At 60.0% G+C, this 12,240-nt stretch carries 13 protein-coding genes and 1 pseudogene; 8 read left to right on the top strand and 6 right to left on the bottom strand.

The genetic code is table 11. The annotated features are described in order from the left end of the window. Nucleotides 1-12 precede the first annotated feature (12 nt). The 6 genes from J1N60_RS07015 to J1N60_RS06990 all read left to right on the top strand — a co-directional run bounded on the left by J1N60_RS07015 (nucleotide 13) and on the right by J1N60_RS06990 (nucleotide 4,504). On the top strand, nucleotides 13-216 hold the full coding sequence (locus J1N60_RS07015) for a ribbon-helix-helix domain-containing protein (RefSeq protein WP_312911813.1): 204 nt from the start codon (nucleotides 13-15) through the stop codon (nucleotides 214-216). 179 nt (nucleotides 217-395) lie between these two features. Then, nucleotides 396-722: a TRAM domain-containing protein gene (locus J1N60_RS07010; RefSeq protein ID WP_312911812.1), complete on the top strand. Its 327-nt coding sequence runs from the start codon at nucleotides 396-398 to the stop codon at nucleotides 720-722. 283 nt (nucleotides 723-1,005) lie between these two features. Further along, nucleotides 1,006-1,167 carry a hypothetical protein gene (locus J1N60_RS07005; RefSeq protein ID WP_312911811.1) on the top strand — a complete coding sequence of 54 codons (162 nt, stop codon included), beginning with the start codon at nucleotides 1,006-1,008 and terminating at the stop codon, nucleotides 1,165-1,167. Next, nucleotides 1,142-2,413 (top strand): transposase, encoded by a 1,272-nt coding sequence (locus J1N60_RS07000; RefSeq protein ID WP_312911810.1) that lies wholly within the window; start codon nucleotides 1,142-1,144, stop codon nucleotides 2,411-2,413. Before J1N60_RS07005 ends, J1N60_RS07000 begins: the two co-directional genes overlap by 26 nt. Before the next feature lie 97 nt (nucleotides 2,414-2,510). After that, nucleotides 2,511-3,989, top strand: a complete 1,479-nt coding sequence (locus tag J1N60_RS06995) for a DUF7305 domain-containing protein (protein ID WP_425499333.1) — start codon at nucleotides 2,511-2,513, stop codon at nucleotides 3,987-3,989. A gap of 101 nt (nucleotides 3,990-4,090) precedes the next feature. Then, nucleotides 4,091-4,504 carry a MarR family winged helix-turn-helix transcriptional regulator gene (locus J1N60_RS06990; protein ID WP_312911808.1) on the top strand — a complete coding sequence of 138 codons (414 nt, stop codon included), beginning with the start codon at nucleotides 4,091-4,093 and terminating at the stop codon, nucleotides 4,502-4,504. On the opposite strand, the pseudogene J1N60_RS06985 reads toward J1N60_RS06990, so the two are convergent. Then, nucleotides 4,432-4,757 (bottom strand): annotated as a pseudogene (locus J1N60_RS06985) (AbrB/MazE/SpoVT family DNA-binding domain-containing protein). The gene J1N60_RS06990 and the pseudogene J1N60_RS06985 sit on opposite strands and share 73 nt — an antisense overlap. Nucleotides 4,758-5,148: 391 nt before the next feature. Here J1N60_RS06985 and J1N60_RS06980 point away from each other — a divergent pair. Further along, on the top strand, nucleotides 5,149-6,315 hold the full coding sequence (locus J1N60_RS06980) for a right-handed parallel beta-helix repeat-containing protein (protein ID WP_312911806.1): 1,167 nt from the start codon (nucleotides 5,149-5,151) through the stop codon (nucleotides 6,313-6,315). Nucleotides 6,316-6,482: 167 nt separating this feature from the next. Here J1N60_RS06980 and J1N60_RS06975 read toward each other — a convergent pair whose 3' ends face one another. From J1N60_RS06975 to J1N60_RS06955, 5 genes are all read right to left on the bottom strand, one after another. Continuing rightward, nucleotides 6,483-7,325: a hypothetical protein gene (locus J1N60_RS06975; RefSeq protein WP_312911805.1), complete on the bottom strand. Its 843-nt coding sequence runs from the start codon at nucleotides 7,323-7,325 to the stop codon at nucleotides 6,483-6,485. Nucleotides 7,326-7,340: 15 nt separating this feature from the next. Continuing rightward, nucleotides 7,341-8,474: a DUF4330 family protein gene (locus J1N60_RS06970; RefSeq protein ID WP_312911803.1), complete on the bottom strand. Its 1,134-nt coding sequence runs from the start codon at nucleotides 8,472-8,474 to the stop codon at nucleotides 7,341-7,343. Nucleotides 8,475-8,619: 145 nt separating this feature from the next. Further along, complete coding sequence (gene aglF, locus J1N60_RS06965; protein ID WP_312911801.1) at nucleotides 8,620-9,354, bottom strand: UTP--glucose-1-phosphate uridylyltransferase AglF; 735 nt, start codon at nucleotides 9,352-9,354, stop codon at nucleotides 8,620-8,622. 75 nt (nucleotides 9,355-9,429) lie between these two features. Beyond that, nucleotides 9,430-9,927, bottom strand: coding sequence for a metal-dependent hydrolase (locus tag J1N60_RS06960; protein ID WP_312911799.1), 498 nt, complete (start codon nucleotides 9,925-9,927; stop codon nucleotides 9,430-9,432). Then, on the bottom strand, nucleotides 9,920-10,432 hold the full coding sequence (locus J1N60_RS06955) for an OB-like fold-containing membrane protein (RefSeq protein WP_312911797.1): 513 nt from the start codon (nucleotides 10,430-10,432) through the stop codon (nucleotides 9,920-9,922). Before J1N60_RS06955 ends, J1N60_RS06960 begins: the two co-directional genes overlap by 8 nt. A 348-nt stretch (nucleotides 10,433-10,780) precedes the next feature. Between J1N60_RS06955 and J1N60_RS06950 the strand changes: the two genes are divergently transcribed. Continuing rightward, nucleotides 10,781-12,238: a sugar transferase gene (locus tag J1N60_RS06950; RefSeq protein ID WP_312911795.1), complete on the top strand. Its 1,458-nt coding sequence runs from the start codon at nucleotides 10,781-10,783 to the stop codon at nucleotides 12,236-12,238. Nucleotides 12,239-12,240 lie beyond the last annotated feature (2 nt).

The raw sequence follows: 12,240 nt of genomic DNA, 5'->3' as shown, positions 1-12,240 counted from the left end.
AGAGGTGTTGGTATGGGAACCAGGAGAGTCAACATTATACTACCGAACGAACTGGTCAAGAAGGCAGATCTCGTCGCCAAAGTCGCTCACAAAAATCGGACCGAGGTCATCAAGGAAGCACTCCAGGAGTACTTCGAGGGGATCGAGGACGAAGCCGATTTAAGGAAGGGGTCACCGAACTCTACCTCGAGGATCAGATCGAGTTCGACACCCTGAAAACCGTTCTCGGTCGGCAGGATGCAGAGGCGCTCCGGGCATCGAAAACCGTTCTCGAGCAGGGCGACGAACTGACAGACGAACTCACAGACCTGTGAATGATCGTCGTCGATACCAGCGCGAAGGGACTCTTCGAGGAATGAACGACCTTTTTGCTCCTGGCTCTCGACAGTGGTAGCGTGGGACGTTATTTACCAGGCGAACACGAGACGTTCATCAAATGCGATACGCCGAGGTGTGGCGCGAACAACGCGCCTGAAGGCACGCCAGCGTACGATACGGAGTGCTGGCGGTGCGGGGAGCCCCTCGGCGGGAAACCCGAACCGGGCGACGAACTGACCGTCGACATCGTCGACGAGAAGCCCGACGGGACGCTCGTTTGCAAAACCGACGGCGGATTCGTTCTCTTTCTCGAAGAAGAAGTGATGGGTATCCAGGCGACCGTCCGCGTAACTGAGGTCGAAGGGACCGCCGGGCAGGCCGAGCTCGTCGATCCGGACGCGTAGCTATCGTCGCGGTCGTGTCGCTCGAGCGTTCTGGACAGTCCATTCGGCTGCCTACCTGTGTTGTTCCTTCGGTTAGGCAACCCATTCGATTTGCAGAATGTTAAACTCGCCATAATGTGTATGTATACCACCGTTGGGCTGACATGACAACTTCCTTCAATGAAGGAATCTCACCGTTTGCAGCGAGAGGGAATCCGATATTTGCTGAACGAACCACGTTCTGACGCTTAGTCTGAATGTTGAGCGTTATCTTTAACTTACGCAATATCTTACGTTTTGATGGATGAGAGCCGACTTCAATATGGAGCGAGGCGGGCCGCTCCACGAAGCCGTGAAGCAATACGCCCGCGACCACGGGATTCGCCACTCACGGGCGTACCCCGAACTCCTCCGTAAAGCACTTGAATCCGAAGGCTACGATGTCAACGACTCCGACAGCGAATAAGACGCTGGAAGCCACGCTCGCGCCACCCACTCGGTGCAAAGAGCAATGTCTTCAACAAACGCTGTCTGAATACCGTGAAGCTCTCGAAGACGCCTTCGAGCAAGACTGTACGACGATGAGCGCCACGAACGACGTGGTGACGCCGTACAGCCTGCCGTACCAAGCAAAAGACGCCCTCAAATCCTACGTCCCCAAACTCCACAAAACGTACAACGCGAACGAGTTGGACGACAACCACCCCCTCCGATTCGTCAATCGAGCTGGAAAGTTCGACCGCGATACCTCGCGCAAGTACGAAATCTGCTGGAACGTCCCGCAACCCGGTCGCGGAACCAACTTCTGGATTCCGCTCCGACTGAACCCAGACCAGCAAGACTTGTGGGACGATCTGCTCAATAAGGAGTCGAGTACCAAGGTGGGCGAACTTCGCTTACAGAAATGCCGTACGACGTGGACACTCCACGTTACCGTTGAATACGGGATCGAAGACACGACCGAAATGCCCGAGAACCCGACTCACGTCGGCTTCGATATTGGCGAGTCGATGCTGGTCACGGGCTGTGCCCTCCAGCACGACACTCCCACGAAACCACTGCTAATCAACGGGAAAGAAGCCAAACGACTCCGCAAGGAGATGTTCACGACTCTCAAGCGTCTCCAAGAACGAGACGCCTCGGAGTGGCGTATCGAAGAACGGTTCTCGTTCTACCAGAACCGGCTCACAGACATCATCGAGAAAGCCTCTCGTGAGGCTGTGGAGTATGCTAAGCAGTTCGAGAATCCAGTCATCGCAATGGAAGACTTGGCGTACATCCGCGAGTCGCTGGATTACGGGACGTACATGAACCGACGCCTGCATTCGTGGGCGTTCGCTCGCTTGCAGGGACGAATCGACGACAAGGCGAAGGACGCGGGTATTCCGGTTCGATACGTTCATCCGCAGTATACTTCGAAGACGTGCCACGCGTGCAAGCAGATCGGGTATCGGCCTCGGCAAGCCGAGTTTAAATGCAAGAACCCGGCGTGCCACGTTTCGACGTTTCAAGCAGATATTAACGCGAGTGCGAACATCGCACATCGCGTAGACCCGTGGGGAGAGAGCCTGCCGTGGAAACAGGCAGGCGATGACTCGCCACAGGACGGGAGCCGTAGTGACACGGCCACGACTCACCGTGAGCAGAGCGCACCAGCGCAGATGACACTCACGCCGTTTCAAGAGCCAAAACCCACTGCCAGCAACGACTAACTGGCATTCCCCTTGTAGGGAAGCCCCATCTTAACGAGGGGAGGATGTCACGGGGCGTGCACAGGCGGAGGTTCTCGGAGTCGTCCTCCTCTTTGGGATGGTACTGGTGGGAGCCACGGCGATTGCGACTGTGGGAGTGAGTGGACTAGAGCTAGTGCAAGACGAAGCCGAGACAGAACGGGATCGCCTCGAGATGCAGACGGTCGCCCACGAGATTTCCTCGCTGGGGGAAGGCGATCGCCAGGCTGTCGGCCTCGAGGAGTCGTATGAGCGGGGCGAGGGTGGACGGCTCGTGATCAGCGTCGACGGCCAAGAGGCATACAACGAGACGATGGGGCGGCTCGTGACCGATGGCCTGGTGTACGAAGGCGGCCTCGTGGTGCAGGACGGTCGGGCTATCAGGCAGCCGGCCGTCGAGACGCGGGAGCGGGCGACGCAGATTACGGTGCCGCGACTTGCCGGTGAGACGTTTTCTGGCGACCTCGAGCGAACGGGAACGACAGCGATTCGCGTCGAGGATCCGACCGCGAACGTGACCCTCACCGTCCACAGTGCGTACGCGCCGGCCTGGTACGAGGCGTTCGAAGACCACGGTGACGCGCGGCTGGTCGACGGCGAGACCGTCGAGGTGGTCTTCGAAGGGGGCAACGCGCCACGGCCATCGACCGTTTCGTCGGCGATTGCCTTCGGGGAGTCAGGGGGCGTGACGGTCGGCGAGATCGATCGACTGTGGGTCGACAGCTACGCCTCCTCGGCGGGGGCCTATGACGGGGACAATCGCGGGGCCAACGCAACGATTCGCTCGCCGAACGAACTGCACTTTGCGGCCGGTGGCGGTGGCACGATGGACCTTCAGGTCGAGCGCGTTATCTCAGGTGAGTCGATCACCCCCGGTCCCTGGCTCACAGAGGATCAGGTCGTCGAGTATGCCGACAACGTCTCTGTGCCAGTGCCCACGAGCGACGTCATCGCAGCCCAGGAGTCAACCCAGGGTGCCCAGATCGGAGCATCGAACTTGACCACCCTCGAAGCCGGCGGGTCGTACCATACGGACGGTGACCTCGAGGTCAGGGATCAGACGCTCTACCTGGCCGATGACACCTCCCTATTCGTCGATGGTGACCTCACGCTCGAGAACGCGACAATCGTCGCTGATGACGAGCTTCAAGTGTACGTGACGGGCGACCTCGAGCTGGGCGATGACGTCCGGATCGAAACCGCTGGCAATCCCCATCGGGCGTCCACCGTGCGTGTCTTCGTCGCTGGTGACATCCAGGCGGGCGAAGAACGACGCGGCGAACGCGCCGACCCCGACGATATCAGCGTGACGGGGTACGTCCACGCCTCCGAATCGACGCTGTACATGCACGGCGAGTTCGAACTGTACGGCGCGCTGGCCATTGGCGACATCCAGAATATGGGGTCGGCCCAGACGGGGGATCTGATCGTCCACTACGACGAGGAACTCGTCGCTATGGACGTGTACGTCCAGGAGAAAGCCCCGTCGATGGACGCCGTGTACACCCGCGAGTCCTACTATCTGCGGTTTGTAATCCCCGAGATCGACACGGCGTGAGCGAGAACACCTCCCAATTTCGAGTGTAAGTATGTTTGATTTACTCGAGAGTAATTTACCCAGAGGTAAACTACTTGCCGCCATACCGTGTACCGTGCAGTATGAGCACCGACCTTGGAACTACGGACGGGATGGAGGCCCGAGAACTCGTCCACTTCGTCACCCAGCAGACGCGATTTGCGCTCATCAACAATATCCTCCAGCATCCCGACCAGCTCCCCTCGATGTACGAACTCGAGGCGCTCAATCCGAGCGTCAGCGACGCCACCGTCTACAAGCACATCCAGAAGTTGATCGACGCCGACATCGTCAAGGAGGTCGCACTCAACGACGATGAACGCCGACAGGGGTATCCCTGGAAGTTCTATGGGCTCACCGACGAGGGCCGTGAATTCCTCGAGGCCCACAACCTTCTCGCGGCCGAGGAGACGCTCCAACGGATCTACGAGACGATCTCCGAGAAACCCGAGAAGATGGTCAAGTACGAGAACGCGCCACGCCCAGACGAGCCGTAGCCGTGTTTCAGTTTTCGAACCCGATCGAGCACTTCACCACGCTCGCGGACGGTATCAGCGTGAATCCCACCCCGCTCCTCGGTGATAGGATCGGTTCGACGATGATTCGCTCATCTTCCTCGTAATTGAACACCTCACCCGGGGTGTCGACCCCGAATCGCTCTCGCCGCGTCTTCGGAATCGTCGCCTGTCCCTTCTGGGAGACGCGTATGACAAGGGCTACTACTGGGGCAACTCTTCTGAGTCCAGTCAACGTGCTCACTCGCTGGAAATTGCCATGAGTCTCGCTGGCAGACTTTGAAGACGAGTTTCGACTACCGATAACGGATGACTATCCAGAAACGCAGCCTCTTCCCGATCCACTGAGCTCTCCGGATGATCAATCTGGAAGTGGCAGTGGCCTAAATCCATGTGGGGATGTGCGTATTCGCCACCACTCACCCGAGTAGCGGTACGCTCTCGAACTGGTGGATGTCCACTCAGGCAATAATGGCCGACTGGAGGGCTCGAATATGCTGATTGGATCGATGCTAGATGTCCTCCTAAACAATCGTTTCATGTGGGACAATGCTACCTCGTTAGCCGTATCCGGATACCATCAGGTCAGTCGATCCGTTACAGGGAGGTACCGACTCCATACTCGGATGGAACAGTTTATCTGTGACATAGCGATGCTGCTAGCCCATCAGGTAAACCATGTAATGAACGAAAACAACGAGGAGTCCAGAGACTCACGAATTCCTCACCACAGTCGCCGGCTTTTCATCCAATTAGCTGGGGCCGCGGGGCTCTGCCTGACAGCTGGCACGACAGTGGTCACCTCGGTAAAGGATGATGTCAATACCGAGAACAAGGAGACGACCGACAACGGCCGCGAAAACGATGGTGACCCGACACCGGTCGATTCATGTACGCTGATCGACGAACCCGGCGAGTACGAACTCGTCGCCGATATTTCCTTCGACGACCTCGAAGCCGGATCGCATTACCCGGGTTGCATCGTTATTGCTTCCGAGGGCGTCACGTTGTGGGGCAACGGACACACGATCGAAGGGGATGGAACTGGCTCCTGTATCGTGGTGGGAGATCCCTTCGAGGATGAGATTCTAAATACGGTAATCGAGGACGTGGTCGTCCGCGGTGGCCGTAATGGCATCGCCTCGCTGTTCGCGGAGGGCTTCGAGTACACGAACATCACCGCTATCGAGAACGACAGCGGCTTCTTTTTCTTGGGCACCGGAGGGAGCCTTATGAACTGTCACGTCGAAAACAACGCGGGCGACGGGATCATCCTCCAGGGAGAAGAAGAGGTGTTTTTGATGGGGCCAAGAGTCAAGCTGGACCACTGTACGATCACGTCGAATGGGGGTACTGGTCTCCGGGTGGGTCACCTGAGCCGTGCCGAAGTCTCCCGGAGTCGTATCGTCAAAAACGCCATCGGCGTAGAGACCTCCCCCATCGCCGAAGGGACGATTCTCGAGGAGTGTCACATCTGTCGAAATGAACACTACGGCGTCAACGCTGGTTCCCAGCCGGGAATGGATCCGGAGCTGTTAGACGATCCCGACCGCGACTTTCCGTTTGAACATCGGCGGGAAGGACTGGTTACAGCTGTCGACAACTACTGGGGGGCTGCAAACGGCCCCTCCAGCTTCGGTGACCCGGAAGAACCGTACGCCGACCCCGAGACCGGTAGGCCTGCCGACGGCGATGGCGATGCCATCTCTCAGGGGCTCGAACCCGGCGTCTCCAACGTTCGCTTCGATCCGTTCTATGAATTGGCGCTCGACGACATCGGTGCCGATCGCTGAACGCCGAGGAGAGTTCTAGTGGCTCTCGTCGTCGACCGTGTTTGATGGTTTTCGTTTGGTCAGCTGCACCCGATATTGTCAATAGCAATCACAGGATCCAATACGGGAAAAATGGTTTACAGCCTAGGCGACCAGAAAGACAAGTTCGAGTTTCTCGAGTTGACACCTCACCGTCGGTCGGACTCAGATAGCGACTCATCGTCTACCCGTTCGGGCGGTTCCGGTGGCTCTAATACCGTGCTGAGAAGGGCAGCAGCCCGCGACGAGCGCAGATCCTCGAGGGCCATGTTCGAACGCGTTCCGGCGGCCGCCACGAGGGCCAGCAGGCCGTGGACGACGGCGAGAGGGACAGTGAGCGCATTGGTTACCGTCAACAGAAAAAAGCTCGAGATCAGCGCTGAAAGGAGACACAGCCCCAGAACGCGGATCGGACGGGCGCTGATCCGGTCGGCGATCAAACGGCCGGTCCTGGCGACACGCGAGGTCGTGAGGCCGGCAGTCACGAACGCGATTACCCGATCGAGGATGGTGAAGATGGGCCCGACAGTTCTCGTCTTGCGCAGGTCGATGACGATCACCTCCGGTTCGGGTTCGGCCGTGAACCAGCGATAGACCGCCGACGACGTCACGTATCGAGCGAGAACGGTCGCGGCTCCCACGAGTCGAGCGGAACGGCCAGCGCGAGTTACAGAGCGCTGGACTGCCCGGCCGCACGAAGCGATGACCGACGACTCGGTCGCCCGCGCGACGAACGATCGGGAGTTGCGCTCCGTCGTGGAGTCGTCAGCTCCGAGAGCCCCGGCTCCGGCCGCCTCTGCAGGCGTAACGCGTTCGTCTTCGACGCCAGCGGAGTCATCGGGCGAATCTCGGCCATCTCGGCTCGAGGATTCAGAAAGGATTGGCGAGGCGAGCCACGATCGTGCGAACGCCGTTGCAAGCCTCCGGCGAACCCGCTCGACGACGGTGACGACGGTCGAACGTTCGTAGGCTACGCGGAGTGAATCGGTCATCGGTGTGGTTAGGTGTTATCGATCGATATCCGTTACCTCGACGGTGACGATGACGGTGCCGAAGTCGAGGATTATCGTCTCACCCTCCCGAAGTGGTTCACCGTGGAATCGGAGGCCAGATTCGGTCTCTCGACCCTCGAGTTCGAGGTCGAGCGTGAGGTCGAGGTTCCGGGGATGGTCGCGTTCGTAGATGTTGCCGTCCTCACTTTCGAGGATGACTGACGCGGGTTCGGATTCGACGGCGTCGATGGTCGCGACCGTTTCACCCCGTTCGGTTTCGGTCATGCCGGCCTCGAGGTTGTCGGCGACGTCTGGTTTCACGTTATCGAGGGTCGCCGTGACGCTCACGGTGGTTTCCTCGCCGGACTCCTCGAGCGCCCCGCGTCGCGTGACGTTCCCCGCGAACGCGTAGGCGTCGGTCCGGACGGGAATCGTCGACCCGAGTACGACTGGCTGATCGCCGAACGCCGGCCCGGAGCTGGTGTCGATCGTCTTGGCGGTGAGTCCGACGACGACGCGGCGCCGGTTGTCCCCGGCGACGTGCGTCCGTACCGACTCGACAGTCGCGACGGTGTCACCGGCGATACGGTAGGTATCCCCTTCGGCGATCTCGTCGGCCGTCGCGGTCGGAACGGTCGTCTCGACGACCAGTTCCGTCTCGTTCACCGGCAGCGTCGTCTCCTCGCCAGCCACCGATCGGACCTCGCCCTCGGTCGTGTACTCGAGCGTGTCGATCGTCAGAGTCTGGCCGACGTGCAGGCGTTGACCACCGAACTGGAAGACGCGGTCCTCTCGCTGGTCGTCCTCGGCGAGTTGCCCGTTGAGTTCCGCGCGGATCACGACGTGAGCGCCACCAGCGCGTTCCTCGTCATCGCTATTCGACGCCGACCGATAGACGTCGGTCACCGTGAGATTGTCTCCACTTCCCTCGAGGTACATGACGTCACCCTCGGAAATTTGTTCAGCGACGTGCTCGGATTGAGGGCCGAGATCGATCGTCGCATAGCGGGTTTCGGGTTCGGCATCGCCCGAAAGGACCCCGACGACGGCGATGCCGGCAACGACGACTGCAAGCAAAATCAGTACGACGAGCGCGTCAACGACGTTGACTCGCCCGAAGAGCTTGCCCTCGTCGTCGATCAGCTCCATACGTCAGCCACCACGATCATATGTCTGGCAAGGCCGACGCTGGACTATAGCTGTTGTTATCTGTCGATGGATTCACGAAGAAAGGACGATTCTCGTGGATCGACACGGCAGTGATGGTAAGTCGGTGGGACGGTATCGATCGCGCTCAGGCCGCCGGCGTCTCGAGTTCCTCGTCTTCGACTCGTTCCTCGGCAGCGTCCCGATCCTCCGGGTAACCGATGTCGGCTCGCCAGCCATCGAGGCGGAGCGCGTCGATGGTACGTCCGGACTGGATCAAGAGGTCGATTGCCTCGCTGATCTCGTACTCGCCGCGGTTCGAGGGCTGGACCAGGTGACAGGCGTGGAAAATCGCGGGCGTAAACGTATAGAAGCCAGTCATCACCAGATTCGAGGGCGGCTCCTCGGGTTTCTCGACGACGTCGGTGATCTCGCCGTACTTATTCGTGTCACAGACCCCATACCGGGAGGCCTCCTCCCAGGGCACCTCCTCGACGAGGAAAGCCGCGTCAGCGCGGTCCTCCTGCTGACGACGCACGACATCGCTGAGATTCGCCCGGAAGATATTGTCCCCGAGGATCAGCATGAAGTCGTCGTCGATGTGTTCCTCGACGGTGAGCAACGCGTGAGCCAGCCCGTTTTGCTCGCGCTGGTGGGTGTAGGTGATAGGAACACCCTGGAAGTCGTCGCCGTAGTGTTCGATGATCTTTTCTTTCTCGTAGCCAACGACGACGATGAGTTCGTCGGCACCGAGGTCGACGACCTGTTCAAGACAATGCGTGAGAATCGGCTTGCCGGCAACCTCTACCATCCCTTTGGGTTTATCGTCGGTTAACGGGCGTAGGCGGGTACCCTTCCCCGCGGCGAGAACAACTGCTTGCATGTCATCTAGGGGTGATTTCCAGTCACAAATACTTTCTTCCTCAGCGCTCTCCTCGAGCGGTGGCGGTTCGAAGGCTTACTGCGTCGCCTCCGGCCTTAGCGATCGATCGACCCACCAAACGACTACGGCTACGATGAGCGCCGATGTGAGCACGACGGGGTCCGAGGAGACGTACAGGTTCGGCGACGGGTGACGATACCAGGTGAACGGGTACAGCCAGACCCCTGACTGTGCGTCGGCGTACACCTTCAGGCTGTCCACGACGAGATGCGAGAGAGCTCCCGCGAACAGCATGACGAATGCCCGCTGGTGACTGGCTCGAAAGCAGAGCGCGCCGATGGCGGCGAGGATAACGATGCCGCCGAACGTGTGGATCGCATCAAAATCGAAGGGGACGCCGGTCGCGGCCTCGACCGCGGCATCGGAGATGATCAGTTCGGTTCGATTGAGGTTCGGCAGGAGTGACCCGACGAGACCAACGGCGAGCCAGCGCGGGGTGATCCACTCGAGGCGCCAACTCAGGACAGTAAAACAGGCGTAAGCCACGAGGACGTGTGTGAGGAGGTCAGCCATCGTCGGGCACCTCTTGCGTATCACTTGTGGCGTGGCGAGGTTCGAAGCTGATTCTAGCGACGTCGATTCGCCACTGCCTGAGGAAGTACCCGGCGGCGAGGAGCCCGCCAATGAGGGAAGCGAGGTGCTTGTACCGGGTAGCCGTCGGACTCTCGTTCACAACGACGAACTCGTCGGGTGTCATGGTTCGATCGGTCTCTAGGACTCCATAGACCTGGACCACACCGCCGGGTTCGACTGACTCGGTGGGACCGTAGACCGTCAGCTCAAGAACGACCTCGTCGGCGTCGTTGGTCACGTGGACCGTCAGTGCGTCGTCCTTGACCGCGTGGACCTCGCCGAAGAGGAGCACTTGTTCGCCGGTGTAGGCCTCGACGTTCCCCTCGAGCTGGTCGCCCGTCGGGTGGGGCCAGTGTTCGTCGTAGGTCGCCCCGTAGTGGATCGCGAGTCCGACGACCCCGAGGAGACAGATGGCGAGCAGTCCGAGACGGACCGCGGTGTGCATCGTCTCTGCCGACTCACGGTCAGTACTTCGGCGTTTCGTTCTGCACTACTTCGAGAACGCGATACGTATTGGTGAGCGAGCGCTCTTTCGGGCGGTCTGTTTCGCCTCGGGAGGAGGCGATCGCTATCGCGCAGTTGTCTCCGTAATCATGTGACTGTGGACGACGCTCTCTGGACTTCCTTACTTGCGTGAAGATATACAGGAGCAAACTAATGAGCACCAACGTGATTCCCAACTTACGTGATCGGAGTAAAACGATCGAACGGCCACAACCGTTATGTGGATTGGTGTAAGCAATCCAGTAATTTCCAAAGACATATATCTTCAGAACGCGGGTGCCTTACTTAGATGTTGAAGGGGTGGCAGTACCGAATCGTGAGCGCAGGTGGGATACTCGCGCTAACGATTACTGCCGTCCTCATTGCGAACCACCCGATCCCCCAGCGTCTGTTCACGACATACGTCCCGGTGTTCGACCGCCTTGAGCCGACGATCCTCTCGGGGGCGTCGTTGCGGTGGGCAGTGGCGCTGAGTGCGATTGCGGTAGTCGGGGCGCTGTTGCCGCTGTACAAGCCACAGCCCCGACGGGCCCTCGATACGATCTTCATCGCCGAGAAACGCGTACTCGTGGCCGGACTGGCGATGGCGACGCTCGGGTACTTCAAGTGGTCCCACCGGTTGCCTCGCCAGACGCTCACAATGACCGTCGCGATTCTGGCCGTCGTAGTACCAGTGTGGTTCTTCCAGGTGCGCCGACGGCCGGCCGGCGAGACGGGTCGAACGCTGATCGTCGGCGACGACCTCCACCAGATCGAACGGGTCGCGCCATCCATCGACGCTCCCGTGATTGGGTATCTCTGTCCGACCCGGCCCACGGTGAACGGACACTCCGGGACCGAAGTCGACGGAGTTTTGACCGACGGTGGGACGGTCGAGGAGAGTGTCGCGGACGTCGAAGCGGCCATCGACGAGTACGGCCACCTGGGTGCGATGACCAGACTCGGCGGGTTGTCTCGGCTCGAGGACGTCCTGGTCGAATACGACGTCGACACCGTCGTCCTGGCCTTCTTCCGGGCCGACCGCGCGGAGTTCTTCGGCGCGCTGGATGCCTGTCACGAACATGGCGTCGAGGCGAAAGTTCACCGGGAGTACGCCTCGAGCGTGCTCGTGAATACCGACGACGTCGGGGAGCTGGTAGATGTGGACCTCGAGCCCTGGGACCCGCTCGATCACGTGTTCAAGCGGCTGTTCGACGTGGTGTTCGCTGCCGTGGGTCTGGTCGTCTTTGCGCCGCTGATGATGGTAATTGCAGCGGCCGTCAAACTCGACAGTCCGGGACCAGTGTTGTACAAACAGCATCGCACCGCCGGCTTCGGCGAGACGTTCCCCGTCTACAAGTTCCGGTCGATGGTCCCCGAGGGGGACTCAGCCGAACCCGTCGACGACGAGTCGAACGATCGGATCACGCGGGTGGGTCGGGTGCTGCGAAAGACGCACCTGGACGAACTCCCGCAGCTGTGGGCGATCCTCGTCGGGAAGATGAGCGTCGTCGGCCCGCGGGCCGCCTGGACCGAAGAGGAAGTCCTGCTCGAGGAAGATACGCCCGCCTGGCGCAAGCGCTGGTTCGTGAAACCCGGGCTGACGGGGCTGGCCCAGATCAACGACGCGAAAAGTACTGAGCCTGGGATGAAGCTTCGCTACGACCTCGAGTACATTCGTCGACAGTCGTTCTGGGTCGACGTGAAGATCGTTATTCGACAGGTATGGAAAGTGCTCGAGGACGTGTGGGAGACATTTCGCTCCTGATC

Source organism: Natronosalvus caseinilyticus (genome assembly GCF_017357105.1).
GTDB lineage: Archaea > Halobacteriota > Halobacteria > Halobacteriales > Natrialbaceae > Natronosalvus > Natronosalvus caseinilyticus.
The sequence above is the reverse complement of the archived record's forward strand: the minus strand, read 5'-3'. Positions and strand labels throughout refer to the sequence as shown.

Coding starts and splice junctions, on each gene's coding strand:
- J1N60_RS07015 (WP_312911813.1), top strand. CDS start 13: ATGGGAACCAGGAGAGTCAACATTATACTACCGAACGAACTGGTCAAG.
- J1N60_RS07005 (WP_312911811.1), top strand. CDS start 1,006: ATGAGAGCCGACTTCAATATGGAGCGAGGCGGGCCGCTCCACGAAGCC.
- J1N60_RS07000 (WP_312911810.1), top strand. CDS start 1,142: ATGTCAACGACTCCGACAGCGAATAAGACGCTGGAAGCCACGCTCGCG.
- J1N60_RS06995 (WP_425499333.1), top strand. CDS start 2,511: ATGGTACTGGTGGGAGCCACGGCGATTGCGACTGTGGGAGTGAGTGGA.
- J1N60_RS06990 (WP_312911808.1), top strand. CDS start 4,091: ATGAGCACCGACCTTGGAACTACGGACGGGATGGAGGCCCGAGAACTC.
- J1N60_RS06980 (WP_312911806.1), top strand. CDS start 5,149: ATGGAACAGTTTATCTGTGACATAGCGATGCTGCTAGCCCATCAGGTA.
- J1N60_RS06975 (WP_312911805.1), bottom strand. CDS start 7,325: ATGACCGATTCACTCCGCGTAGCCTACGAACGTTCGACCGTCGTCACC.
- J1N60_RS06970 (WP_312911803.1), bottom strand. CDS start 8,474: ATGGAGCTGATCGACGACGAGGGCAAGCTCTTCGGGCGAGTCAACGTC.
- aglF (WP_312911801.1), bottom strand. CDS start 9,354: ATGCAAGCAGTTGTTCTCGCCGCGGGGAAGGGTACCCGCCTACGCCCG.
- J1N60_RS06960 (WP_312911799.1), bottom strand. CDS start 9,927: ATGGCTGACCTCCTCACACACGTCCTCGTGGCTTACGCCTGTTTTACT.
- J1N60_RS06955 (WP_312911797.1), bottom strand. CDS start 10,432: ATGCACACCGCGGTCCGTCTCGGACTGCTCGCCATCTGTCTCCTCGGG.
- J1N60_RS06950 (WP_312911795.1), top strand. CDS start 10,781: ATGTTGAAGGGGTGGCAGTACCGAATCGTGAGCGCAGGTGGGATACTC.